We start from the raw sequence: 24,045 nt of genomic DNA on the forward strand, positions 1-24,045 counted from the left end.
CCGGCCCCGACTCCCCGGTTCGCTAGTCCCTCCCTGCTCACACCCTCGGTGTCCGCAGTGCCGCCCCCACATGTGCCGCCGCCGATGACAAGTGGCGTCGGATCTCCTGGAGTTGGGGTTCCGTGACGCCGTGGTCGCGGGCGGAGTCCCGGATGTCGTCGCGGAAGCGGTCGAGGAGGCGGTCCAGGTCGCGGGCCGGGTTGCCGGTGGAGTCCTCGTGGGCCCAGGACGGTTCGTAGCCGGCCGGGAAGTCCGGGGGAGTGTCCGTGTACGTCGGTTCGTGCTCCGGCCGCGGTGCCGTGGGCGTCGTGGTGCCGCCTGGGCGGGGGAAGCCGAAGCCCTTCCCGAACTCGCCGAACTCCTTGGCCAGTTCGGTCAGGCCCTCCCGGACCCCCGTCGGCCAGTCGCCCCGCGTGAAGTGGTCCTGGACCTGATCCTGGACCCGCCTGGCGATGCGCTGCATCTCTTCCTGGGCCTGGGCGCGGGCGTGTTCCTGGGCCTCCTTGGCCTGGCGCCTGGCCCGCTGGGCCTCCTCGCGGGCCCGACGGCTCTCGTCCTTCGCGCGCCGGGCCTGCTCCTTCCACTCCTGCTTGATGCGCCGCATCTCCTCCGCGCCGGAGTCCCTGCGCGCCTCGCTCGTCGCCGCGCGCACCTCCCTGCGCAGATCGCCCGCCGCGCCCCGGACGTCGGCCCGGATCTCGGCGGCGAGTTCGGCGACGGACTCGCGGATCTCCAGTTCCAGGTCGGCCAGTTCGCCGCTGCGGTCGGCCAGTTCGGCGCGGCCCGCGTCCGTGATGGCGTACACCTTGCGGCCGCCCTCGCTGGTGTGGGTGACCAGGCCCTCGGCCTCCAGCTTGGCCAGACGGGGGTACACGGTGCCCGCCGACGGCGCGTACAGCCCCTGGAAGCGCTCCTCCAGGAGGCGGATCACCTCGTAGCCGTGGCGCGGGGCCTCGTCCAGCAGCTTCAGCAGGTAGAGACGCAGACGGCCGTGGGCGAAGACGGGGGGCATGTCAGAGCACCTTCTTGTTCGCGAGGTCTGTCGGGCCGGAATTGTCCCCAGGGGCAGTCCGGTCCGTCGAATCGTCCTCCCGCTGGGGGCGGCGGAGCAGGGCGATCGAGCCGGAGACCGTCGTCGCCCGCAGCTTGCCCGTGCCCGCGCCCAGGCGGCCCGTGACGCGGTGGGCACCCCACTGGCCGTGCACACGGAGGCCGTCGAAGGCGTTCGAGATCGTGCCGCTCGCCGTGTTCGCCTCGACCTCGGCGTCCGCCGGATGCGGGAGCCGGATCGCGATCTCGCCCGAGACGTTCGTCAGCCGCACGTCCGTCGGGCCCTCCGGGTCCAGGTCGACGATCATGGAGCCGCTCACCGACTCGGCGCGCACGGAGGGCCCGGAGCCCTCGACGACGGTGAGGTCGCCGGAGACGGAGTTGAAGCGCAGGTCGCCGGTGACCGCCTGGGCCTCCAGGCTGCCCGAGACCGTGTCGGCGCGGACCGGGCCGGAGAGGCCGACGAGTGTCGTGTCCCCCGTGACACCCTTCACCACCGTCGGCCCGTCGACCCCCGAGACCACGGCGCCCGCGCCGACCACGCCCACCTCCACGCGGGTGCCGGCCGGGACGGCCAGGGACACCACCGCGTTGCGTTGCCAGCCCTTGCGGTCCAGCCACTTGAGGAAGCCCTTCCAGGGCAGGTCCTCGTACGCCACCGTCAGGACGCCGTCCTCCTGGGTCACCACCAGGGGTGGGCCCTGGATCTCTGAGACCTCCAGACGGGCGGAACCCTCGTCGGTGCCCACCACGTTCACCGTGCCGTTCACGATGCGTACGTGCAGGCCCGTGACGGGCTCGTCGAAGGTGAGTTTGCCGGGCTCTTTGACGGACCACTCGGACGTCGTGGACATGGTGCGGACCCCCTGGACACAGCACGACGCGCCATATCGCGTCTTCTGCTATTCACGATATATCGCGGTCACGGAAAGTCAAGACACTTCGCGACCTACTCGTCGTCCTCGTCGTCCAGCCGTGCCAGCCAGGTCGCCAGGCGCTCCACCGGCACCTCGAAGTCGGGATTGAGGTCGACGAAGGTCCGCAGCTGCTCGGCGAGCCACTCGAAGGTGACCTCCTCCTCGCCGCGCCGCTTCTCCAGCTCTTCGATGCCTCGGTCGGTGAAATACACGCTCGTTCTCCTGGGGACTGCCGGGCCGTGGGGCTTACGCCTCCAGATTAGGCGGAGGCCCTGCCCGCCCGGGGCGGTGGTCGTCCGTCGCCCGGACCGGGGTTGTCCACAGGTTGTCCACATTTCCCCACGCGCTCGTGTCCGCACAGGCACAATGGCATCACTGTTAGTCACCATGCTCGGGGGGCGCCGTGGAACAACGCGTGATTCAGGAGATCCGACTGCCCGGGGGCGACACCGTCCTCGCGCGGGTCAGTGTGCTCGACCCGGGCGAAGTGCCGGGCGGCGCGGACGAGTTCTCGTACGAGGACGTCGGGGCGCTCGACCACATGGCGGCGCGGATCGACCAGCTGAACGAACTGGTCCGGGGCGTCGGTTCGGCCGTGTTCGACGCGGCGCGTGCCGTCCGGCCGGACGAGGTCAGCGCCACCTTCGGGGTCGAACTGGCCGTCAAACCGGGCAAGGCCGTCGCCCTGCTCGCCGACGGCGAGGCCAAGGCGGCACTGTCCATCACCCTCACCTGGCGGCCGGGGGAGAGCGGCGACCGCGTCGGCGGCACGACCGCCGCGGCCGGTCTGATCCCCGCCCCCGCCCCGGTCCCCGTTCGCGACGACCAGAGCACCGGGACGGTATGACGGAGGAGATGCTCGACGTGCTGGTCACCCGGGCCACCGTACGGATCGGGCCGGAGAACGAACCGGACAAGTTGTGGGGCAGCGGCTTCTTCGTCGCGCCCGGGTGGGTCCTGAGCTGCGCCCATGTCCTGCCTCTGACGGCCGACCCGGAGGACGTCGGCTCCTTACGGGTGAGGGTGCGGGGGTACGGCGGGCTCGATGTGCGGGCGCGTCCCGCCTACTGGCTCGGCGGGACGGACTCCGAGCAGGATCTCGTCCTCATCCGGCTGACGGAGAACGTGGCACACACGTGCGTGCGCCTCACCGACCGCTATGACGCACCACAGTCCGCCGTCACCGCCTACGGCTGGTATCCCCTGGCCGACGGCGCACCCCAGCGCTGGAAGGGGGAAACGGTGTGCAACGGCAAGGTCGCGCACGCCCTGACCCTCGGTCCCACGGTGGAGATCCCGCGCGGGGCCTCCGGGGGACCGCTGCTCGACCGTGGGCGCGGCCTGGTGGTCGGCGTCGTCAAGGCACGCCGGCCACAGAAGGACGGCGGTCTGGCCGTCGCGGCAACCGCGTTGCGCGGGTTCCGGCACGCCCTCGTCGTGCGGGCCGGGGAGGACAAGGAGGAACAGGGCGAACTGGGGGACAACCCTTACGCCGCCCTGATCCGCGCCCATGACATCTGGCATCGGAACGCCACCGGCAGCGGGTCCTGGGTGAAGGCGCAGGACGGAATGGCCGCGGGCGGCGAGCGCCGGTGGGGACCGCGGGACAGCGCCGCGGCCTCCGCGCTGCTCGCCGGGCTGCCCGCGCCGGATTCGCCGGTCGAGCTGGAGAAGGTGATCGGGCGCGTTCTCGGCGACCAGCCGTTGTGGCTGGAGGAGGACGCCCCGCGCGACTGGCGCGACGGGCACGGCTGGCTGTACGACCACAAGAAAGAGGCCGCCGACCTCGTGGCGCTGCACTATCTGCGGGTCGTCGCGCAGCTGTGCGGGCCACAGGCCCCGGGCCCCGCCGCCGCACTGGAACAGTGGGTGGAGTCACGAGCCGAGGAACTGCCCCACCACGAGCGGGCGCTCCTGATGGGCGTGGTGCCGGGTGCGCCCGCGCCCTGGGCCGAAGCCCCGCGTGCCCAGGGGTGGCGTGCCGACCCCCGGGAGAGCGACTGCGCCGAGGACGACGAAGGGCCGGTCGTCGCCGTCGAGCTGGAGCCCGATCTCTTCCGGCCGAAGGACCGCTTCCACTGGCGTATCTGGACCTGGATCGGTGGCCCCGAGACCGTGCGGGCCGTGGACGAGGGCTCCGACGGCGAAGGAGTCTCCCTCGCCGATCTGGAGGATGCCCTGACCGGGCCGCTGACGCGCACCTTCGGCCAGCTCGACGGCGAGCGCCGGGCCCGCCTCGAAGTCGCCCTGCCGGTCGAGCACTTCGGCGTGGACGCCCGGGTGTGGCAGCTGCGACCGGCGGTCCGCCGTCTCCGCCTGCGTCCCGAGGAGCGGCCCTTCGGAGTACACCGACCGGTCGTCCTGCGCTCCCTGAAGCGGCGGGGCGAGCCCACGTCCGTGTGGCGCGAGCGCTGGCGCGGAGTCGCCGAGGGCGAGCCCCAGGTGCTGTACGTGAAGTCGGAGGCCTATGCCCGGCAGGTCCTCGACCAGGGGCCGCCCGGTGCGGTGCCCGTGCTGTGCCGCACGCCGGCCGAGAGCACCGGGGCACTGTCCCGCGCGGTGGAGGCGGGCTACGGCGTCGCCCTCTGGAACCTGGAGGCCGAACACCCGCACGGCTGCGGCGCCGGCTGTGCCGATCTGCAGGTCCGAGCGGACAAGCTGCTCAGCTCGGTCGGCCGGGCGACCGCCCTGCCCGAGCGCCTGCGCATCCTGCGCGAGGACTTCAGCCTGACCGACTCCAAGAAAGCCCCCCACCCCGACCTCGACTGGGCGCAACACCTCGCCCTGTTCTACGACGATCCGCGGCGCCCGATCCCACTCTGCGACGACCTGCTGGAGTCCCCTTGACGAGCACCGACACCCGCCAACCGGACTGGTTCATCTACCGGGGAGTCGGCGGGCCGCACGACGGCATCGGCCGGCTGCCCGCCCCGCCGCCGTGGCGCGACTTCGACGGCGAGCCCGGCGGCACCGTAGTACCGCCGCTCGGCTCGGAGTCGACCAGACGCCTCGGGACGCGCGGCGACCGCGGTGTCGCCTGGCGGACGGAGGACCTGGAGCTGATCAACGCGGCGTTGTATCTGCGCCGGCCGCTGCTGGTCACCGGTGACCCCGGCTCCGGCAAGTCCACGCTCGCCCACTCCATCGCGCACGAACTGGGCCTGGGCCGGGTCCTGCAGTGGCCCATCGTGAGCCGCACGACGTTGCGCGACGGCCTGTACACGTACGACGCCATCGCCCGGCTCCAGGACAGCCAGATGGCGAAGGTGCGGGGCCAGGCGCACACCGGGGCGCCCTCCGGTGACACCACCCGTGGGCACACCGAGGACATCGGCGAGTATCTGCGGCTCGGCCCGCTCGGTACCGCGCTCCTGCCGTACGAGCGTCCGCGCGTCCTCCTGGTCGACGAGTTGGACAAGAGCGACATCGACCTGCCCAACGACCTGCTGAACGCCCTGGAGGAGGGGGAGTTCCGCATCGCCGAGCTGCAACGGATCGCCCGGCGGCAGGCGGACGTCCAGGTCCTCACGGACGACGACGAACGGGCCGTGGTGAAGGGCGGCCTGGTCCGCTGCCGGGCCTTTCCGATCGTCGTGCTGACGAGCAACGGCGAACGCGACTTCCCGGCCCCGCTGTTGCGCCGCTGCCTCCACCTGGACCTGCCCTCGCCGCGCGACGACGCCTCGGGCCGGGCCCGCCTCGAAGCCATGGTCGGCGCCCACTTCGGCGGGGCCGATGCCGAAGCAGGCGGGGACGGTGACCTGATCAGCACCTTCCTCGACTCGGAGCCGGGAGCCCTGCGCGCCGCCGACCAGCTCCTCAACGCGATCTACTTCACCCAGGAGGCCGTACGGGACCGGGGCCCGGACCGGCAGCGGCTGGCCGAGCTGCTGATGCGGCCCCTCGACCAGGGTGAGTACGGGAGCGGCGGACCGCGCGGATGACCTCACCCGATGGGCGCCTCGCCGAACTGGCCGACCGGCTTCGCGGCCTCGGCGGTGTCGAGCCGTCGGCGCGCGAACTGGCGGAGGCGCTGTGGCTGGCCCGGTTCGTGCCCCCGGCGGAGCTGAGTCGGCCGGGGGCACCGGCGTCCGCGGGTGACCTCGCGCTCCGGCGCGAACCGCCCGCGCCGCACCACGCCGACGCTCCGGTGGGCGACCGGGGCGGGCACGCCGGGCCGGCCGCCCTGCGCACCCGCCTGCACGTCGAACGGCCCCGGCCCGCCCGGCCGGATCCCGCACCGGGCCACACGGACGCGGGCTTCGTCCGGGTCCGCGTCCCCGCCGCCACAGCCCTGCCGCACCCCCTCGCGCTCCAGCGCAGCCTGCGCCCGCTCCAGCACTACCGCCCGCCCGTCCGGCTGCCTGCCCTCGACCTGGACGAACAGGCCACGGCGGAACAGGCGGCGGAGACCCATCTCGTCCTCCCCGTCCTGCGCGCCACCACCCGCCGCGAGGCCCGCCTCTGCCTCCTCATGGACATGTCGACATCAACCGGCGTGTGGAACACGGCATTCGAGGAGCTGCGCCAGTTGTGCGCCGGGCTCGGTGCCTTCCGCGAGGTGTCCGCGTACTACGTCCGGGCGGGCGCGGACGGCCGCCTGGTGATCGCGACCGGCCATGACGTCGGAGGTGAGACCGGCCGGGCGCCGCGCGCCGCCGAGCAGCTGCGCGATCCGACCGGCCGGCAGCTGACCCTCGTACTGAGCGACTGCGCGGGCCCGTTGTGGCGCTCGGGGGCGATGCAGCGGCTGCTGCACGACTGGGGGCGGGCCGCGCCCGTGGCGGTCGTGCAGCCGTTGCCGCAGCGGATGTGGCGACGTACGCATCTGCCCGCGCTCCCCGGCACGCTCCGGCGGCGCGAAGGGCTGGGCGCGCGCCTGGAGTTCACGCCGGCGGATGGTGACGTACCACCGCCCGGGGCGCTGCCGGTGCCGGTCCTGTCGCCGACCCGTACGGCGCTGGGGACGTGGGCGCGGCTGCTGTCCGGGAGCACCGGGCTGGCGGTGCCCGCGCCGGCCGCCTGGGTCAGGGGCGATCATCCGGCGTCCCCGCCCCGCCCTCGACGGCCGGTCGCGGACGCGGAGTCGGTCGTGCGGACCTTTCGGCGTACGGCGTCCCGGCAGGCCGTGGCGCTGGCCGTGGCCTTCTCGGAGGTGCCGCTCACCCTGCCGGTGATGCAGCTCGTCCAGCGGGCCATGCAGCCCCGGTCCGGTCCTGCCGTACTGGCCGAAGTGCTGCTGAGCGGGCTGCTGGAGCGCGGCGCGGAGGACGGGTGGTACGAGTTCCGGCCGGATGTGCGGAACGTGCTGCGCCGGCTGCTGCCGTCCGGGGACGCCTCGCTCGTGCTCAGGGTCTGCGGTGAGTACATCGACCGGCACCTGGGACGCCGGGCGCGCAATTTCGCGGCGCTGGCACAGGCGGAGGGTGGGGGAACGGCCGCCGCCCCGGAGCGGGACGACACGGACCTCGCCCCGGGGGCGTTCGCCGACATCTCGATGCCGGTGGCAGGAGGGGCGCCGCGCGGGCAGGGGGAGGTCTTCGACGTCATGTACGTCGAGGAGGACGAGGCATGGGCGACCTGGGTGGCCCATCTGCTCACGTCGCGCGGGCAGTTCGTGGTGAAGCGGCCGATGCGGGCGGACTCGCGGGAGCTGGCGCGGCTGGTGGGGGAGCGGCTGTCGGCGCAGCGTCCTCGTGGCGGACGTGTCGTGCTCATCGTCGGCAGCTGGTACTCCGCCTTCCGCCTCGGCAACCCGCTTCGGGCGATCGCCGCGCTGAAGGACGACCGGCTCGTCGCCGTCACCGTGACCCGCAGGGAGGGCTTCTCCTGGCAGCGGGAGGTGGGTCCCTGCACGGGCGTGTGGGACACCACCGGGACGGTGGCCACGGAGCGGCTGCTCACCGGTCTCGGCCTCGGCCCCATGACGTCGCCGGACGGCGGCCAGGGCCCGCGTTTCCCGGGGCCCACGCTGCGGCTGCGGAGCGGAGTACCCCGTACGACCGCCGGATTCGTGGCGCCGCAGGGCGTGTTGGCGCGGGTGCGCAGGAATCTGTCGCAGGGGCGTCACTCCGCGATGTGCGTTCTCGTGGGGCCGCAGTCGTCCGGCAAGACCGACCTCGCCGCGATGTTCGCGCAGCACTACGGGGCGACGTACGACATCGTCTGGTGGGTCGGAGGGGACAACGCCGAGGAACGCAAGGAGCGGCTGGCCCGGCTGGGCGTCGAGTTCGGGCTGCCGGCGGGCGGGGAGATCGGGGCCCGCCTCAGGGAGCTGTACCGGGTGCTGGCGGGCACGGCCCTCGACTGGCTGATCGTCCTGGACGGCTGGGGGGACTCGGGGGGTTCAGAGGGCTTGGGGGGCTCCGAGGAGCCGTTCCCCTTCCCCGTCGGTGGGCATGTGCTGGTCACCTCCCGGGAGGAGAACTGGCCGCGCGGGGTGGACACCGTGCGGCTGGAGCCGGGGCAGCGCCGGGAGTCCGAGAGCGTCGGCCGTGCCGTGGCGGCCGTCCGGGTCGGCGGCGACACGGTCGGCACCGGCTTCTTCGTCGCGCCGGGCATCCTCGTCACCTGCACGAGCGCGGTGGAGCGGGTGCCCAAGGGCGACCGGACCAGGATCACCGTCCACACGACGGACGGACTGGGCCACCGGGCCTGGCCGGTGCGCACGACAGGTGAGCTGGCCCTGCTGGAACTCGCCGACGACGCCGACCGCTACGGCTGTCTGTGGCTCACGGACACACCGGACGTACGGCCCGACGGCGTGACCCTGCTCGACGCCACCCGGGCGACCTTCGGCACGGTGGTCCGGTCCTGCTCCGCGCGGGCCGAAGGGCAGCCCGGGCAGCACACGATGACGCTGGTCGGCGCCCCCTTCTCGGAGCTGAGAGCCGGTGCCCCGGTACGGAGCCGACGGGACGGCTCGGTCGTCGGCGTCGCCCTGGCCACCGCGCCGGAGGACACCGGACCGGGCCGGGCCGTACGTATCGAGGCACTGCGAGAACTGTGCGAACAGGTGCCGGAGAAGGGCGCCGACCTGTGGCACCGCATCGTCCGCGCGCACGACCGGCACCACGCCCGACAGGGCTCCGCGAAGGCGGAACTGTACGCCCTGCTCGCCGAGTTGGAGCCCCCGGAGCGGCCGGAGACGGTACTGGACCTGCTCACGTCCGCCGAGGTGCCGGCGCCGGACCACGCCCCCCGGAGCTGGCGCGACGGCGCCGGACACCTGTACGCGGTCGGCGCCGCCGGATCAGTCGTCGTCTACGCGGCGAGAGTGTTCGCCCGTCTGGAGGAACAGGGCCGGACCCGGGGCGTTGCGGGCCTCCTCCCCTGGATCGAGCGGGCGGCCGGGACCGGCCTGACCGAGGAACAGGCGCGGGCGGTCCGCCAGGCACTGGCACCGGCGGCCCCGCAGTCCGCAGGCAGCGAAGGATGCCGGATCACCGTCAAGATCTGGCCCACGGACATCAGCCGGGACGATCTCTACACCTGGAGCCTGGGGGCGACCCAGACCGACCGGATGCGCCAGGCGGCACCGCCCAAGGCACCCTTCCGCCCGGACGAACCGGTGCCCCAACTGCGCGACCAGCTCAAAGCCGCGCTGGAGTGGGCCGACACCAGAAAGATCAGGGCCACGGTCGAGTACGAGCTGCCGGAGGCGCTGCTGTGGCAGCTCGACGTGATGGCCTGGGCGCCGGGCGCGGCACTGCGTACGGAGTGCAATGTGTTCGTCCGGGGGAACGTGCGGCCGTACCCGAGCGGCACCGAACAGCAGCGGGCGGACCGCTGGGAGGCCGTGTCCCGAGGCCCGTTGCTGGGCCTGCGGCCACCCGGTGACGTCTCGCCGGAGGGCGTGCGGCGGCACTTGCGCGACGCCCCCGCCAACGCCGTACCCCTCTCCTGCCGACACGCCACCGACGACGACCCCGGCACCGCCGTGCTCGACGCGGCCCGCGCCCTCGGCTACCCCCTGATCCTCTGGAGCCGCGAGGCCGACCACAGGAACTGCGCCGAGTTCTACAACCGGGTGGAACGGGAGCTGCTGCGCAGGTCGGGCAGTGTGCGGGAACTCCTGGTCCGGGTGCGGGGGTTGTGGGTCCGGAACGAGATGCGGGAGAAGAACACCGACTGGGTCAGGCAACTGGGCGTCTACTACGACCCGCCCGAGAACACCTGACGAACGCGAAGGGCCCGGCACCGGATCTCCCCGGTGCCGGGCCCTACCGCTGTGCCGCCAGAGACCTACGCCTCGAACACCTCACGCACCAGCTGCTCCTGCTCCGCCTGGTGACGCTTGGCCGAACCCACCGCCGGGGACGAGCCCGCCGGGCGCGAGATGCGCCGCAGGCGCTCGCCGTGCGGGATGTCCGCGCCGACCGCGAGGTCCAGGTGGTCGATCAGGTTGAGGGCGATGAAGGGCCACGCGCCCTGGTTCGCCGGCTCCTCCTGCGCCCACAGGTACTTCTCGGCGTTCGGGTACTTGGCGATCTCCGCCTGGAGTTCCGCACCCGGGAGCGGGTACAGGCGCTCGATGCGGATGATCGCCGTGTCCGTGGTGCCGCGCTTCTTCCGCTCGGCCTCAAGGTCGTAGTACAGCTTGCCGGCGCAGAAGACGACCTTGCGGACGTCGGCCGGGTTCGCGGACTCGTCGCCGATGACCGGGCGGAAGGCGCCCGTCGTGAACTCCTCCGTCTTCGAGGCCGCCGCCTTGAGACGCAGCATCGACTTCGGGGTGAAGACCACCAGCGGCTTGTGGTGCGGGTTGTGCACCTGCCACCGCAGCAGGTGGAAGTAGTTCGACGGGAGCGTCGGCTGAGCGACCGTCATGTTGTTCTGGGCGCACAGCTGGAGGAACCGCTCGATGCGCGCGGACGAGTGGTCCGGGCCCTGGCCCTCGTAGCCGTGGGGGAGGAGCAGGGTGACGCCGGACGTCTGGCCCCACTTCTGCTCCGCCGCCGAGATGTACTCGTCGATGACCGTCTGCGCGCCGTTGACGAAGTCGCCGAACTGCGCCTCCCACATGACGAGCGCGTCGGGGCGGGCCAGCGAGTAGCCGTACTCGAAGCCCATGACCGCGTACTCGGAGAGCAGCGAGTCGTAGACGTTCAGGCGGGCCTGCTCGTCCGACAGGTACTGGAGCGGGGTGAAGTCCTCGCCCGTGACCCGGTCGATCAGGACCGCGTGGCGCTGGCCGAAGGTGCCGCGTCGGGAGTCCTGGCCCGAGAGGCGCACCGGGGTGCCCTCCAGGAGCAGGGAGCCGATCGCGAGCGTCTCGCCCATGCCCCAGTCGATCGTGTCGTCCTCGATCATCGACGCCCGGCGCTGCAGCTGCGGGAGCAGCCGCGGGTGGACGGTGACGTGGTCGGGGATGTTGACCTGGGACTCGGCGATGCGCTTGACGACCTCCTGGGAGACCGCGGTCTGCACGGCCACCGGGAACTCGGCCCGGGGGTCGCCCACGAGGGCCTCGGCCGGGGTGGAGATGGCCTCGCGGACCTCCGTGAAGACCTTCTCCAGCTGGCCCTGGAAGTCCTGGAGCGCCTGCTCGGCCTCTTCCAGGGTGATGTCGCCGCGACCGATGAGGGACTCGGTGTAGAGCTTGCGCACCGAGCGCTTCTTGTCGATCAGGTCGTACATCAGGGGCTGCGTGAACGCCGGGTTGTCGGACTCGTTGTGGCCCCGACGGCGGTAGCAGATGAGGTCGATGACGACGTCCTTGTTGAACGCCTGGCGGAACTCGAAGGCCAGGCGAGCGACGCGGACGACGGCCTCGGGGTCGTCGCCGTTCACATGGAAGATCGGCGCCTCGATCATGCGGGCCACGTCGGTGGCGTACATGGAGGAGCGCGACGACTCCGGGGCGGCGGTGAAGCCGACCTGGTTGTTGATGACGATGTGGACCGTGCCGCCGGTGCGGTAGCCGCGCAGCTGGGACATGTTGAGCGTCTCGGCCACCACGCCCTGGCCCGCGAAGGCCGCGTCACCGTGCAGGGCGACCGGCAGGACCGTGAAGTCCGTGCCGCCCTTGTTGATGATGTCCTGCTTGGCACGGGCGATGCCCTCGATGACCGGGTCGACCGTCTCCAGGTGGGACGGGTTGGCGGCCAGCGAGACGTTGATCTGCTCGCCGTCCAGGCCGGTGAACACGCCCTGGGCGCCAAGGTGGTACTTCACGTCGCCGGAGCCGTGCATCGACTTCGGGTCGAGGTTGCCCTCGAACTCGCGGAAGATCTGGGCGTACGACTTGCCGACGATGTTCGCGAGGACGTTCAGCCGGCCGCGGTGGGCCATGCCGATGACGACCTCGTCCAGGCGCGACTCGGCCGCGCTGTCGATGACCGCGTCCAGCAGCGGGATGACCGACTCGCCGCCTTCGAGCGAGAAGCGCTTCTGGCCGACGTACTTCGTCTGCAGGAAGGTCTCGAAGGCCTCCGCCGCGTTCAGCCGGCGCAGGATGCGCAGCTGCTCCTCGCGCTCCGGCTTGCTGTGCGGGCGCTCGATGCGGTCCTGGATCCACTTGCGCTGCTTCGGGTCCTGGATGTGCATGAACTCGACGCCGGTGGTGCGGCAGTACGAGTCGCGCAGCACGCCGAGGATGTCGCGCAGCTTCATCAGGGACTTGCCCGAGAAGCCGCCGACCGCGAACTCGCGCTCCAGGTCCCAGAGGGTGAGCCCGTGCTCGGTGATGTCCAGGTCGGGGTGCTTGCGCTGGTGGTACTCCAGCGGGTCGGTGTCGGCCATGACATGGCCGCGGACCCGGTAGGAATGGATCAGCTCGAAGACGCGCGCGGCCTTCGTGACGTCGTCGTCGTGCGAGGCGTCGATGTCCTTGAGCCAGCGGACCGGCTCGTAGGGGATGCGCAGCGCCTCGAAGATGTCGTCGTAGAACCCGGTCTCGCCGAGGAGGAGGTTCGCGACGATCCGGAGGAACTCGCCCGACGCGGCGCCCTGGATGACCCGGTGGTCGTAGGTCGACGTGAGCGTCATGACCTTCGAGATGCCGAGCTTGTTGAGGGTGTCCTGGCTCGTGCCCTGGAACTCGGCCGGGTAGTCCATGGAACCGACGCCCATGATGACCGACTGACCGGGCATCAGACGCGGTACCGAGTGGACGGTGCCGAGGCCACCGGGGTTGGTCAACGACACGGTCACGCCTGTGAAGTCGTCCATCGTCAGCTTGCCGTCGCGGGCGCGGCGGACGATGTCCTCGTAGGCCTGCCAGAACTCGAAGAAGTTCAGCGTCTCGGCCTTCTTGATGCCGGCGACGACGAGCTGGCGGTCGCCGTTGGGCTTCACCAGGTCGATGGCCAGGCCGAAGTTGACGTGCGCCGGCTTCACCAGGGTCGGCTTGCCGTCCTTCTCCGCGAAGGAGTAGTTCATCGACGGCATGGCCTTGATGGCCTGCACCATCGCGTACCCGATGAGGTGGGTGAAGGAGATCTTCCCGCCCCGGGCGCGCTTCAGGTGGTTGTTGATGACGATGCGGTTGTCGAAGAGCAGCTTCACCGGGACCGCGCGCACGGACGTGGCCGTGGGCACCTCGATCGAGGCGTTCATGTTCTTCGCCACGGCGGCGGAGGGGCCGCGCAGCGTCACGAACTCGGGGCCGTCCGCGGCCACGGTCGCGGGAGCGGCCTTTGGCTTGGCGGCGGGCGCGGCTGCCACGGGCTTCGCGGCAGGAGCAGCCGGAGCGGCAGGCGCCGCCGGAGCAGCGGCCGGGGCGGCAGCGGCGGGCTTGGGAGCGACCGCCGGGGCCGGCGCAGGGACGGCCGGGGTCACGGGAGCCGCGGGGGCGGCCGGAGCCGCTGGAGCGGTCGTGGTGGTACCTGCGGCCCCCGTGGCCGCAGCACCCGCCGTAGCCGTCGGAGCGGCAGCCGCTCCGGGCTTGTAGTCGGCGAAGAAGTCCCACCAGGCTCGGTCTACGGAGTTCGGATCCTGGAGGTACTGCTGATAGATCTCGTCGACGAGCCACTCGTTGGGTCCGAACGCAGCCGCAGGGTTACCTGCTCCTTCGTCGGTCGAGATGCTCGATGAGTTACTGGGGGACTGTGGCGACACGGCGGCAACCGCCCTCTTCCGCTTCACAAGGTGGCTTCACAAGGTGATGGACAGCGGGAATTAAGGCTACGCCCCCGTGGCCGAAAGGTCAGTCCGGGCCCGTTCATCGTCGTGTAAGTCACATCGAGAAACGGGTTTCGGGGGGTGAAATGGCGGGAAACAAGCGGGGTTCCGGTCCGAAAGGGACACTCGGGGGATGCCCAGATTGTCGGCCGGGCGCACCAAATGCGCGGGCCTGTGACCAATCACACGTGTCCACGCGCGTCCGTCAGCGCGGACGTCAGGTGGATCTTGTGGCTCCGCTTCGAACTTTACGTCAACTTGGGACGGATGAGTCTCCCGGAAGGGTGACCAAAATCCGGCAACCTCGCTCGGATTCGGCCACACCGATCCGGCCGCCGTGCAGATCCACGGCCCAGCGCGCGATCGCGAGCCCGAGGCCCGTACCGCCGTCGCTGCCCGGGCCGTGCGGCGAGCTGACGCCGCCGCGGTTGAACCGCTCGAAGACCCGGTGCCACTCGGAGCGCGGGATGCCGGGCCCCTCGTCCAGGATCTCCAGCTCCAGCGACTCGGCCAGTTCTCCGCGCCGCGCCTTCACCGTGACCCGGCCGTGCGCGGGGCTGTGCTTGACCGCGTTGTCGATCAGGTTGGCGACGACCTGGTGGAGGCGCTCCGGGTCGGCGTGCGCGACCAGCTCGGGCGGGTTGACGTCGAGGTGCAGATGGACGTCCGTACGGGTGTGACCGCCGGAGCCCGACGCGATGCCCGCGCGCGTGGAGGCAACCATGTTGGCCTCCTTGAGCACGCCCGAGAGATACGGCCAGACCTCGAAGCGGCGGGTGCGCAGCGGTACGACGCCGTTGTCGAGCCGGGAGAGGTCCAGCAGGGTCTCCACCAGCCGCCCGAGCCGCTCGGTCTGCTTGAGCGCCGTACGCATGGTCTCGGGATCGGCGGCCGAGACGCCGTCCACGACGTTCTCCAGCACGGCGCGCAGCCCCGCGATGGGGGTGCGCAGCTCGTGCGAGACGTTCGCCACCAGCTCCTTGCGCTGGTGGTCCTGGGCCTCAAGCTCGTCGGCCATGACGTTGATCGTCTGGGCCAGGTCGCCCAGCTCGTCCCAGCGGTTCTCGCGCACCCGGCGCGTGTAGTCGCCGTGCGAGATGGAACGGGCCACCGCGTTCATGTCGTCCAGCGGCGCGGTGAGCGAATGGGCCACGAACTGCGTAATCAACAGTGTGGCGATCATCGAGAAGACCGTGATGAAGCGGATCTCCGTCTTGGTGTGCACCGCGATCATGGAAAGACCGGTGGTGATCAGCACCGAGACGACGACCAGAGCACCCAGCTTGGTCTTGATCGAGAACGGGCGTACGCCGCCCCAGGGCTCCCCGGGGCTCCTCCGCGCGGCCGGCCGCCCCCGGTTCATGGCGTCGGTGTCTCCAGTGCGTAGCCGACCCCGTGCACCGTACGGATCCGCTCGGCGCCGATCTTCCGGCGCAGTGCCTTGATGTGGCTGTCGACGGTCCGGGTGCCGGAGGCGTCCGCCCAGTCCCACACCTCGGCGAGCAGCTGCTCGCGCGAGAGCACGGCACGCGGGGTGTTCGCCAGACAGACGAGCAGATCGAACTCGGTGGGAGTGAGGTGCACGTCCTCGGACCGCACCCGCACGCGTCGCTGCGCGTGGTCGATCTCCAGCTCGCCGAGGCGCAGGATGCCGGAGCGCGGCGTCGACGCGGCGATGGCGGCCCGCTCGACCCGGCGCAGCAGCACATGCACGCGTGCGGCCAGCTCCCGCATGGAGAAGGGCTTCGTCATGTAGTCGTCGGCGCCGACCCCGAGCCCGACCAGCATGTCGGTCTCGTCGTCGCGCGCGGTGAGCATCAGGACGGGCACGGCCCGCTGGGCCTGTACCCGCCTGCAGACTTCGAGCCCGTCGAACCCGGGCAGCATGATGTCGAGGATCAGCAGATCGGGCTGCCAGGCCTCGGCGGTGTCGACGGCGGCCGGGCCGTCGCCCGCGGTCTGCACGAGAAATCCCTCTGCGCGCAGACGGGCCGCGATGGCGTCGACGATCGTCGGATCGTCCTCGACCACGAGAACCCGGCGCTGGGCGCCGGGTGTCGCCGTCGCGCCGTTCTGGGAGGTGTGTGTCTGCTCCATCGCCCGCCCCTGAAGTGTGCTTTCCGGAATCAGTGGGGTGATTCCTTGGCTGCGCTTGTCCGCGCATGACTGCGATTGACGCCCGCCTGATCGGATCAGTGATCGGCGTCAGGGGAGCAGAGTACGGGCAGTCACCGCGTGAGGGCTATCCAGGTCGTACGGCGAGGTGTACAACGTCGGGGACTCCCCGGGCAACAGGGACTTCTTCGGTACGCACCCCCTGGAACCCGGCATTCCGTAGAGTTCCCTCGAATTCCGGAGAGGGTTGCGCGGACCACACCGCGAGCACCCCGCCCGGCCTCAACACCCTTGCGCAGCTTGCCAGTCCGGCCTGCGAGTACAGGCTCTGGTTGTCCTCCGTGACGGTCCAGTCGGGCCCGTTGTCGATGTCGAGACACAGCGCGTCAAATGTGGCGGAGGTCTCATTGACGTATCTCACGAGATCGGCTGCGACGATCTCGGTACGGGGGTCGGAGAAAGCGCGGGCCGAGATCTCCGCCAACGGCCCGTTCCGGTGCCATTCGACGATCGCGGCTTCCCGTTCGACGACGGTGATACGGCCCCAGCGGGGTTCGTCGGCGGCGTGCGCGAGGGAGAAGCCGACACCGAGGCCGCCGATGAGGACGTGGGGGGCGGGCGTCCCGGGATCGAGGGCGTCGAGAGCCACGTCCATGAGGAGACGCTCGGACCGGCCGTCGGAAGTGTCCATCAGGAAGCACCCGTTGGCGATGATCTGCAGCAACTCCCCGTGCCGCCGCAGCACGACTTCGCCGTACGGGCCGTCACGGCGGTCCAGGACTTCGGGGGCGGTGTAGGAGGTGGTCAAGCGGGTCATGGGGGCATCTTGGCAGTGTGCCGGGACGAGTTCAGTCATTTTCGGCGAGGCCTGTCGGCTTGCTGTGAATCAGCCGGTGCGTGGCGCGGGTCACAGACAGGGGCGTGTGCCGGGGCGAAAGGTGGGGTGAAACGGAAGGAGTGCCTCACCGTGGAACGGGTCGATACGAGGGGTGACATGACGCCGGATTCGTCGGCGCCCTCGGACGTGCCCGTCGCGGAGGGCGTACGGCTGCTGGACGGGATGCCGAGACAGCGGGGGCCGGCGGAGGCCATGTCCGCGCGGCCCGTGTCCGGTCCGCGCCGGCGGCTCCTCCGGCCCTGGCGGCTCCTCCCCACCCCCACCGGAACCCCGTTCACCTTCACGTTCGCCGCCGTCCTCCTCGTTACGGCGTTCGTCGCCGAGCATGCCGACCCCGCCCTCGTGCACGCCCTCCACCAGGGCACCAGCACGGATGTCTTCCACCTCGTACGGACGCCCGTGTTCGTGCTGGTCACCAGCGCGCTGTGGGTCGTGGGCGGCGTGACATCGCCGTACGCCATCGTGTTCCTGCTCGTCCTCACCGCGCTGGAGCGGCGGATCGGTGGGCTGCGTACCGCCGGGGTGTTCGCGCTCGGGCATGTGCTGGCCACTCTCGCGACCGAGGTGCCGGTGGGGCTCGCGGTGCTGGTGGGGTGGCTGCCGGAGACCTCGCTGCATCGGCTCGACTACGGGATCAGTTTCGGGGTCGCGGCGAGCGTGGGCGCGCTGGCGGGGCTGCTGCGGCCCTGGCTGGGGTGGCTGGTGCTGGTGGTGTTCGGCGGGACGCTGGTGCAGGACCTCGTCGCGTACACCGATCCGATGACCAACTGGGGGCATGTGATGGCCCTGGCCATCGGGGTCGCCACCTGGCCGTGGGTGCGGCGATGGCGAGCGGGGCGGAGCACCGACTCCCGGAAATCACGGAAAGTCACCGCCTGATTACCCGAATCCCGATAACCTGCCCGCAAGTGGGGGACCGGCGCGTTCGCGGTCCCCGGGGACGTCAGTGCTTGCGGAGGGGGCTGGTGTGGGGGAGAGGCTGCGCCTCGCGGATGTCGAGCGGGTGCCCACGGAACGGCTCGTCGAGCTGATCGCCGAGAGTTTCGACAACCTCGTGACCGTGGCCGTCGCGGAAGCCGTCCACGGGCGGTTCCTCCCGCCCCGCACCGGCCGGCTGCTGCGCAAGGCGGAATGGCGGCTGGACTGGCAGGACGCCCTGCTGTGCGCCGGCGGAGAACTCCAGGTCGCCACCGAGCGGATGCGTTACACCGGCGACCCCCGCCTGGAGGTCACCGAGCACCGGCTGGGCCGGGTCCGCCATCGCGCCCACGAGGCCGCCATCCTGGTCAAGAAGCTGCGGCGCAACGACTTCCACAACAGCCGTGAGCGCAGGAACGGCACGAACTCCCATGTCACGGCTCAGGCCTGGCTGCGGCACGTGTTCCCGGACGAGTACGCCGGCCTCGTCCAGCGGGAGCGCGCCCGGCGGCACCTCAGTGATGCGGCGGAGCCGCCCGCGTTCCGTGACGTGCACGACGAGATCGCGTACGCCGTCGCCCACGGCCGGATCTCCGCGCCGCGCTCCCCGCAGGTCGACGCCCTGCTCGCCGCCGGTGACACCACCGTGCGGCTGGCCGCCGCCGAGGACGCCAAGGAGCAGGACGAACGCGACATGGCGCTGCGTCATCCGCTGATGCTGAAACGGTGGGAGAACGCCTTGCGGGAGCTGGGCGCGATGGCCGCGGAACGGGCCCGCACGGAGACACCCCACGCGTTGGGCACGCTCCCCGACGACATCTACGCCCTGCCCGAGGCGGAAGCGGTCGCGGTGCTCAACGCCCGGCGTTTCCTCGCGGCCCTCCAGCAGCGGCGCATGGAGTACAAGCGGTACATCCGGCAGCTCACCCAGGCCCTGCGTGAACGGGCACTCGAAAGTCCGTACGCGCTGGCCGTGTCCGAGGCCAAGGCGGAGGCCGACCGGCTCCTCGTCGAAGCGCATCCGTCCGAGTACGCCTTCATCCGCGCCGAGCTGCGCCCGTACGAGGAGCGCGTCGGCCATCTGCCCCTGTCCCTCGTCAGCAGCCCGCAGCGTGCCGGGATCAAGCGCCGCGTCCTGGCCGCCCTGTCGGACGGCACGTGGATGTGCCCGGCGCCGTGAACTTCGCGTTCGTCAGCAGCGCCTCCACCCGCCACTCCAGCGCCTCGTACAGCGCCCGGCCGTCCGGTGTTCCGGCCAGTACGCCTCTCTCCGCGCCCTGGGAGACGGCCTCCCGCGCGAGCGTCCGCATCGCGAAGGAGCCGAGGCCCCGGCGCCGGTGCGCGGGGGAGGTCTCCACCTGGTCGACCACCGCCGTTCTGCCCGTCGGGGCGATCTGGCCGCGGGCCGCCCAGGAGCCGTCGGGCGCCGCGAGCATCACGCGGGTCACGCCGGCGCGCGTCCAGACGCGTACCCGGTAGCCGTCGGGGGCGACGGGCGCCTCCGCGGGCGTCAGCGGGACCGACATCAGGTAGCCCGGCTCGGGGTCGGTCCGCCAGCCCTCGCCGAGCCAGCCGCCGACCGTCGCCGGATCGGCGAAGACCTTGAGCGTCACGCCCGTCCCGGTCACCGCGTCGGCCACCTTGCGGACGGTCCGTTCCTCGACGGCGTCGTTCACCGCGTCGAGGACGTGCCGGGTGACGTGCTCGGCCGTGCCCACGTCGATCGTGTATCCCCAGGGCTCGACCAGCGGCGGTGACGCCCCGCGCGAGACGACCCAGCCGTCGACCCAGGCCCGCACGGTTCCGTCCACGTCGACTCCCTGTGTAATGGTTGAGCTGCGGTAATGAGTGTTACTTGCCTGACTGTATGCGGGTGGTCGGCCGTCGCGGCAGAGGTGATCGCTCACGGCGAACACGTCCCTGGGAACAATCGGCCGCCCCCAAGCATTGAGTCGGCATAGCTCAACTTGACTGCCGAAGGGGAGATCATGGCTTCGACGTCCACACCGCTCACTCTGCCTGTGCTGCCGCTCGACGACGAGGTCGTGCTGCCCGGGATGGTGGTGCCGCTGGATCTGAACGACGCCGATGTGCGGGCCGCCGTGGAGGCCGCGCAGGCTGCCGCGCGCACCGAGCCCGGGAAGCCTCGGGTTCTGCTGGTGCCGCGTGTCGACGGGTCGTACCCGAGTACCGGTGTCGTCGGCACCGTGGAGCAGGTCGGCCGGCTGGCCGACGGGGATCCGGGCGCCCTCATTCGCGCTCGGGGGCGGGTGCGGATCGGCGCCGGGACCACCGGGCCGGGGGCCGCGCTGTGGGTCGAGGGGACCCGCATCGACGAGACCGTTCCCGACCCGTTGCCCGGTCATGTCACCGAACTTGTCAAGGAATACAAGGCACTTGCCACCGCCTGGCTGCGCAAGCGCGCCGCCTGGCAGGTCGTCGACCGCGTCCAGGCCATCGACGACGTCTCCGCCCTTGCCGACAATTCCGGTTACTCGCCCTTCCTCAGCACCGACCAGAAGATCGAGCTCCTGGAGACCGCCGACCCGGTGGCCCGGCTGAAGCTCGCCACCCAGCAGCTGCGCGACCACCTCGCCGAGCAGGACGTCGCCGAGACCATCGCGAAGGACGTCCAGGAGGGCGTCGACAAGCAGCAGCGGGAGTTCCTGCTGCGGAAGCAGCTGGAAGCCGTACGCAAGGAACTGCGGGAGATCAACGGCGAGAAGGACGGCGAGGAGTCCGACGACTACCGGGCCCGCGTCGAGGCCGCCGACCTGCCGGAGAACGTCCGCGAGGCCGCGCTCAAGGAGGTCGACAAGCTGGAGCGGTCCTCCGAGCAGTCGCCCGAGGGCGGCTGGATCCGGACCTGGCTGGACACCGTTCTCGAACTGCCGTGGAACGAGCGGACCGAGGACTCGTACGACATCCAGGGCGCCCAGGCCGTGCTCGACGCCGAGCACGCGGGGCTGGAAGACGTGAAGGAGCGCATCACCGAGTACCTCGCCGTGCGCAAGCGGCGGGCCCAGCGCGGGCTGGGGGTTGTCGGCGGGCGTCGTGGTGGCGCCGTGCTGGCGCTCGTCGGGCCGCCCGGTGTCGGCAAGACCAGCCTCGGTGAGTCCGTCGCGCATGCCATGGGGCGGAAGTTCGTCCGGGTGGCGCTGGGTGGGGTCAGGGATGAAGCCGAGATCCGCGGTCACCGGCGTACGTATGTCGGCGCGCTGCCCGGGCGGATCGTGCGGGCCATCAAGGAGGCCGGGTCCATGAACCCCGTCGTCCTCCTCGACGAGATCGACAAGGTCGGCTCCGACTTCCGGGGCGACCCCGCCGCCGCGCTGCTCGAAGTCCTCGACCCGGCGCAGAACCACACCTTCCGCGACCACTACCTCGAAGTCGAACTCGATCTGAGTGACGTGGTGTTCCTTGCCACGGCCAACGTGCTCGAAGCCATTCCGGAGGCGCTGCTCGACCGGATGGAGCTGGTGCGGCTCGACGGGTACACAGAGGACGAGAAGGTCGTCATCGCCCGGGACCACCTGCTGCCCCGGCAGCTGGAGCGGGCCGGTCTCGAGAGCACCGAAGTCACCCTCGACGAGGGCGCGTTGCGCAAGCTCGCCGGCGAGTACACCCGGGAGGCCGGGGTCCGGAACCTGGAGCGGTCCATCGCGCGGCTGCTGCGCAAGGTCACCGCACAGCACGAACTCGGCGAGCGGAAGCTGCCGTTCACCGTCACCGAGGGCGATCTGCGGTCGCTCATCGGGCGCCCGCATCACGTGCCCGAGGCCGCGCAGGACCCGGCCGAGCGGCGTACGGCCGTACCCGGTGTCGCCACCGGGCTCGCGGTCACCGGGGCCGGCGGTGACGTCCTCTACGTCGAGGCCTCGCTCGCCGATCCGGAGACCGGGGCGGCGGGACTCACGCTCACCGGGCAGCTGGGTGACGTGATGAAGGAGTCCGCGCAGATCGCGCTCTCCTTCCTGCGCTCGCACGGCGCCGAACTGGAGCTGCCCGTCGGCGACCTGAAGGACCGGGGCGTGCACATCCACTTCCCGGCGGGTGCCGTGCCCAAGGACGGTCCCAGCGCGGGCGTCACCATGACGACCGCTCTCGCCTCGCTGCTCAGCGGGCGGCTCGTTCGTACGGACGTCGCCATGACGGGCGAGGTCTCGCTGACCGGGCGGGTGCTGCCCATCGGCGGGGTGAAGCAGAAGCTGCTCGCCGCGCACCGGGCAGGCGTCACCACCGTGATCATCCCGAAGCGCAACGAGGCCGACCTGGACGACGTCCCGGCCGAGGTCCTGGAGAAGCTCGACGTCCACGCCGTCACGGACGTCCGCCAGGTCCTCGAACTGGCGCTCACCCCGGCGGAGAACCCGGCGGAGGTGAGGGTTCCGGCAGCGGCGTGACGGACGCTGCCGGTCGGTGAGAGCCCGGGTCCCGGAAGGGGTCCGGGCTTTCCCGTACGCCGGACGGGGGCCTGGGTGACGTCGGCGGTCCTGGCCTGCGAAATACTTGCCGAATACTGTCCGAGCTGCGGCAATGGCCGTGTTCGACGGACACCTTCAGAGCGGCGACACCGGATCGGGAGTGCTGACGTGCACGAGGACGTGAACGGCGAGGGGAACCTCGGCGGACAGCGAGTCGAGTCCACGACGCCCGGACCCGGGGTCGAGCGGGAATTCCTCGCCCTGGAGCGCGAGTTGACCGTGTTCCTGCGGCGCGCCCGGGCCAACTCCGGGGAGATGGCCCGCGAGGTCCATCCCGACCTGGAGCCGTCGGCGTACGGCCTGTTGGTGCGGCTGGACGAGTGCGGGCGCCAGCGGGCCACCGAACTCGCCGCCTACATCGGCGTCGGCAAGGCCACCATGTCCCGCCAGCTGCGCGCCATGGAGGAGCTGGGCCTGATCGCCCGCGAACCGGACCCCGCCGACGGCCGCGCCTGGCTGGTCCACCTCACCGACGAGGGCAGCGTCCGCTTCCGCGCCGTACGGGAGGCGCGACGCGCGCGGTACGTGCGGGAGCTGGGCGCCTGGGACCGCACCGAGGTGGCCGAACTGGCCCGGCTGCTGCACCAGCTGAACCTCGGTATGGAGAAGTAGGCCCTCATCCCTCTCCTCGTTCAAAGCTCCACGTAGACCACCGTCGCGTCGTCGTGCGTCTTGCTGCGGCGCAGGCGGGGTCGGCCGGCGTCCGCGTCCGCCCGTTCCAGTTCCCGTACGCGGTTCAGCAGCGACTGTGGGCCCTCCTTGCGTACGGCGGTGAAGCAGGCCGTCCAGTCGCCCTCGGCGAACTTCTCCACCCAGCGGGTCGCGCCGTCCGTCAGGGCCGCCAGGGCGCGGACCTCGGCGCGCGGGAGGGTGCCCGACACCGCGCGGGACGCCACCGCCGGATCGGCCGCCGCCGTGAAGAAGCCGCCCTCCTTGTTGCGTACCGTCGCGTCGGCGATCGCGTCCGTGGCCAGGGACGCACGGGGGACGCGGGACAGCCGGTCGTCCAGGTGGGCGGTGACCGTGCCGTCCGGGGACTCGGTCAGCAGGGCCGAGTCGGACAGCACCAGATGCTCCACGACGTCCAGGGACCAGCGGGCCAGGACCACGGTCGCCTGGGGCGTACGGGGGTGAGAAAGGTCACAGGTTTGCGTGTGGGCCTCGGCGGTACGAGAGATGGCCGCCGCCAGCACGTCCTGGAGAGGCATATCCCGCTGCGAAACCGACAGTTCGGTCAGCGCGCCGCCGAGCCGGGCCGTGTACCAGGGGACGGAATGCAGACAGCCCGTGCCGGCCCTGGGGGGAGTCACCCCGTCCAGGAGGACGAGCGAACCGCCCTGCCCGGAGGCGGGAAGCCCGATCGCTGCGAAGTCCTCATTGGGGCGGGCCGGATCACCGGGCTCCGTGGCGAGTTCAGTACGCATCCAGCCAGTCTGCACGAGGCCTTCACAACGTTCTCAAAAGGCTGGCAACAGTTGCCGAAACAGCGGGTAGCCGCTGGTCAGACGCCTGGTTTGGGCGGGAATGATCTACTCCGTGA

General features: G+C 71.3%; 17 protein-coding genes. 8 read left to right on the top strand and 9 right to left on the bottom strand.

From position 1 onward, the window contains the following. Positions 1-37 precede the first annotated feature (37 nt). The 3 genes from ACFYXF_RS07990 to ACFYXF_RS08000 all read right to left on the bottom strand — a co-directional run bounded on the left by ACFYXF_RS07990 (position 38) and on the right by ACFYXF_RS08000 (position 2,179). Positions 38-1,012, bottom strand: a complete 975-nt coding sequence (locus tag ACFYXF_RS07990; protein WP_389348709.1) for a helix-turn-helix transcriptional regulator — start codon at positions 1,010-1,012, stop codon at positions 38-40. 1 nt (position 1,013) lies between these two features. Continuing rightward, positions 1,014-1,904 carry a DUF4097 family beta strand repeat-containing protein gene (locus ACFYXF_RS07995; RefSeq protein ID WP_235474903.1) on the bottom strand — a complete coding sequence of 297 codons (891 nt, stop codon included), beginning with the start codon at positions 1,902-1,904 and terminating at the stop codon, positions 1,014-1,016. Between the two features lie 95 nt (positions 1,905-1,999). Further along, on the bottom strand, positions 2,000-2,179 hold the full coding sequence (locus ACFYXF_RS08000) for a DUF6104 family protein (protein ID WP_003992906.1): 180 nt from the start codon (positions 2,177-2,179) through the stop codon (positions 2,000-2,002). A 203-nt stretch (positions 2,180-2,382) separates the two neighbouring features. Between ACFYXF_RS08000 and ACFYXF_RS08005 the strand changes: the two genes are divergently transcribed. The 4 genes from ACFYXF_RS08005 to ACFYXF_RS08020 are packed head-to-tail and all read left to right on the top strand — an operon-like array spanning position 2,383 to position 10,146. After that, positions 2,383-2,814: a CU044_2847 family protein gene (locus ACFYXF_RS08005; protein ID WP_389348710.1), complete on the top strand. Its 432-nt coding sequence runs from the start codon at positions 2,383-2,385 to the stop codon at positions 2,812-2,814. After that, positions 2,811-4,814: a trypsin-like peptidase domain-containing protein gene (locus ACFYXF_RS08010; protein ID WP_389348711.1), complete on the top strand. Its 2,004-nt coding sequence runs from the start codon at positions 2,811-2,813 to the stop codon at positions 4,812-4,814. The genes ACFYXF_RS08005 and ACFYXF_RS08010 overlap by 4 nt, the downstream gene beginning before the upstream one ends. Next, on the top strand, positions 4,811-5,911 hold the full coding sequence (locus ACFYXF_RS08015; RefSeq protein ID WP_389348712.1) for an AAA family ATPase: 1,101 nt from the start codon (positions 4,811-4,813) through the stop codon (positions 5,909-5,911). The genes ACFYXF_RS08010 and ACFYXF_RS08015 overlap by 4 nt, the downstream gene beginning before the upstream one ends. Beyond that, complete coding sequence (locus ACFYXF_RS08020; protein WP_389348713.1) at positions 5,908-10,146, top strand: SAV_2336 N-terminal domain-related protein; 4,239 nt, start codon at positions 5,908-5,910, stop codon at positions 10,144-10,146. Before ACFYXF_RS08015 ends, ACFYXF_RS08020 begins: the two co-directional genes overlap by 4 nt. Before the next feature lie 65 nt (positions 10,147-10,211). Here the strand turns inward: ACFYXF_RS08020 and ACFYXF_RS08025 are convergent, their stop codons facing one another. From ACFYXF_RS08025 to ACFYXF_RS08040, 4 genes are all read right to left on the bottom strand, one after another. Then, positions 10,212-14,027: a multifunctional oxoglutarate decarboxylase/oxoglutarate dehydrogenase thiamine pyrophosphate-binding subunit/dihydrolipoyllysine-residue succinyltransferase subunit gene (locus ACFYXF_RS08025; protein WP_389348714.1), complete on the bottom strand. Its 3,816-nt coding sequence runs from the start codon at positions 14,025-14,027 to the stop codon at positions 10,212-10,214. Between the two features lie 316 nt (positions 14,028-14,343). Beyond that, on the bottom strand, positions 14,344-15,453 hold the full coding sequence (locus ACFYXF_RS08030; protein WP_389348715.1) for an ATP-binding protein: 1,110 nt from the start codon (positions 15,451-15,453) through the stop codon (positions 14,344-14,346). After that, on the bottom strand, positions 15,450-16,187 hold the full coding sequence (locus tag ACFYXF_RS08035) for a response regulator transcription factor (RefSeq protein ID WP_006383578.1): 738 nt from the start codon (positions 16,185-16,187) through the stop codon (positions 15,450-15,452). Before ACFYXF_RS08035 ends, ACFYXF_RS08030 begins: the two co-directional genes overlap by 4 nt. Positions 16,188-16,332: 145 nt before the next feature. Further along, complete coding sequence (locus ACFYXF_RS08040; protein ID WP_389348716.1) at positions 16,333-17,022, bottom strand: spermidine synthase; 690 nt, start codon at positions 17,020-17,022, stop codon at positions 16,333-16,335. A 177-nt stretch (positions 17,023-17,199) separates the two neighbouring features. Here ACFYXF_RS08040 and ACFYXF_RS08045 point away from each other — a divergent pair, with 177 nt between their 5' ends. Further along, positions 17,200-17,982: a rhomboid-like protein gene (locus ACFYXF_RS08045; RefSeq protein WP_389348717.1), complete on the top strand. Its 783-nt coding sequence runs from the start codon at positions 17,200-17,202 to the stop codon at positions 17,980-17,982. Between the two features lie 88 nt (positions 17,983-18,070). Next, complete coding sequence (locus ACFYXF_RS08050; protein WP_389348718.1) at positions 18,071-19,201, top strand: hypothetical protein; 1,131 nt, start codon at positions 18,071-18,073, stop codon at positions 19,199-19,201. On the opposite strand, the gene ACFYXF_RS08055 is transcribed toward ACFYXF_RS08050, so the two are convergent. After that, positions 19,143-19,832 carry a GNAT family N-acetyltransferase gene (locus ACFYXF_RS08055; RefSeq protein WP_389348719.1) on the bottom strand — a complete coding sequence of 230 codons (690 nt, stop codon included), beginning with the start codon at positions 19,830-19,832 and terminating at the stop codon, positions 19,143-19,145. The genes ACFYXF_RS08050 and ACFYXF_RS08055 overlap by 59 nt on opposite strands. Before the next feature lie 177 nt (positions 19,833-20,009). Here ACFYXF_RS08055 and lon point away from each other — a divergent pair, with 177 nt between their 5' ends. Together lon and ACFYXF_RS08065 are read left to right on the top strand one after the other, a co-directional pair. Further along, a complete protein-coding gene (gene lon, locus ACFYXF_RS08060) occupies positions 20,010-22,424 on the top strand; it encodes an endopeptidase La (protein WP_389348720.1) in 2,415 nt (804 codons plus the stop codon). Positions 22,425-22,613: 189 nt separating this feature from the next. Beyond that, the gene (locus ACFYXF_RS08065; protein ID WP_389348721.1) at positions 22,614-23,117 is read left to right on the top strand and encodes a MarR family winged helix-turn-helix transcriptional regulator; all 504 of its coding nucleotides are present in this window, start codon (positions 22,614-22,616) and stop codon (positions 23,115-23,117) included. Between the two features lie 20 nt (positions 23,118-23,137). On the opposite strand, the gene ACFYXF_RS08070 is transcribed toward ACFYXF_RS08065, so the two are convergent. After that, a complete protein-coding gene (locus ACFYXF_RS08070) occupies positions 23,138-23,929 on the bottom strand; it encodes a hypothetical protein (protein ID WP_389348722.1) in 792 nt (263 codons plus the stop codon). Positions 23,930-24,045: the final 116 nt, after the last annotated feature.

Source organism: Streptomyces sp. NPDC002680, from assembly GCF_042889145.1.
Classification (GTDB): Bacteria; Actinomycetota; Actinomycetes; order Streptomycetales; family Streptomycetaceae; genus Streptomyces; species Streptomyces adonidis.

Coding starts and splice junctions, on each gene's coding strand:
- ACFYXF_RS07990 (WP_389348709.1), bottom strand. CDS start 1,012: ATGCCCCCCGTCTTCGCCCACGGCCGTCTGCGTCTCTACCTGCTGAAG.
- ACFYXF_RS07995 (WP_235474903.1), bottom strand. CDS start 1,904: ATGTCCACGACGTCCGAGTGGTCCGTCAAAGAGCCCGGCAAACTCACC.
- ACFYXF_RS08010 (WP_389348711.1), top strand. CDS start 2,811: ATGACGGAGGAGATGCTCGACGTGCTGGTCACCCGGGCCACCGTACGG.
- ACFYXF_RS08020 (WP_389348713.1), top strand. CDS start 5,908: ATGACCTCACCCGATGGGCGCCTCGCCGAACTGGCCGACCGGCTTCGC.
- ACFYXF_RS08030 (WP_389348715.1), bottom strand. CDS start 15,453: ATGAACCGGGGGCGGCCGGCCGCGCGGAGGAGCCCCGGGGAGCCCTGG.
- ACFYXF_RS08035 (WP_006383578.1), bottom strand. CDS start 16,187: ATGGAGCAGACACACACCTCCCAGAACGGCGCGACGGCGACACCCGGC.
- ACFYXF_RS08040 (WP_389348716.1), bottom strand. CDS start 17,022: ATGACCCGCTTGACCACCTCCTACACCGCCCCCGAAGTCCTGGACCGC.
- ACFYXF_RS08045 (WP_389348717.1), top strand. CDS start 17,200: ATGACGCCGGATTCGTCGGCGCCCTCGGACGTGCCCGTCGCGGAGGGC.
- lon (WP_389348720.1), top strand. CDS start 20,010: ATGGCTTCGACGTCCACACCGCTCACTCTGCCTGTGCTGCCGCTCGAC.
- ACFYXF_RS08070 (WP_389348722.1), bottom strand. CDS start 23,929: ATGCGTACTGAACTCGCCACGGAGCCCGGTGATCCGGCCCGCCCCAAT.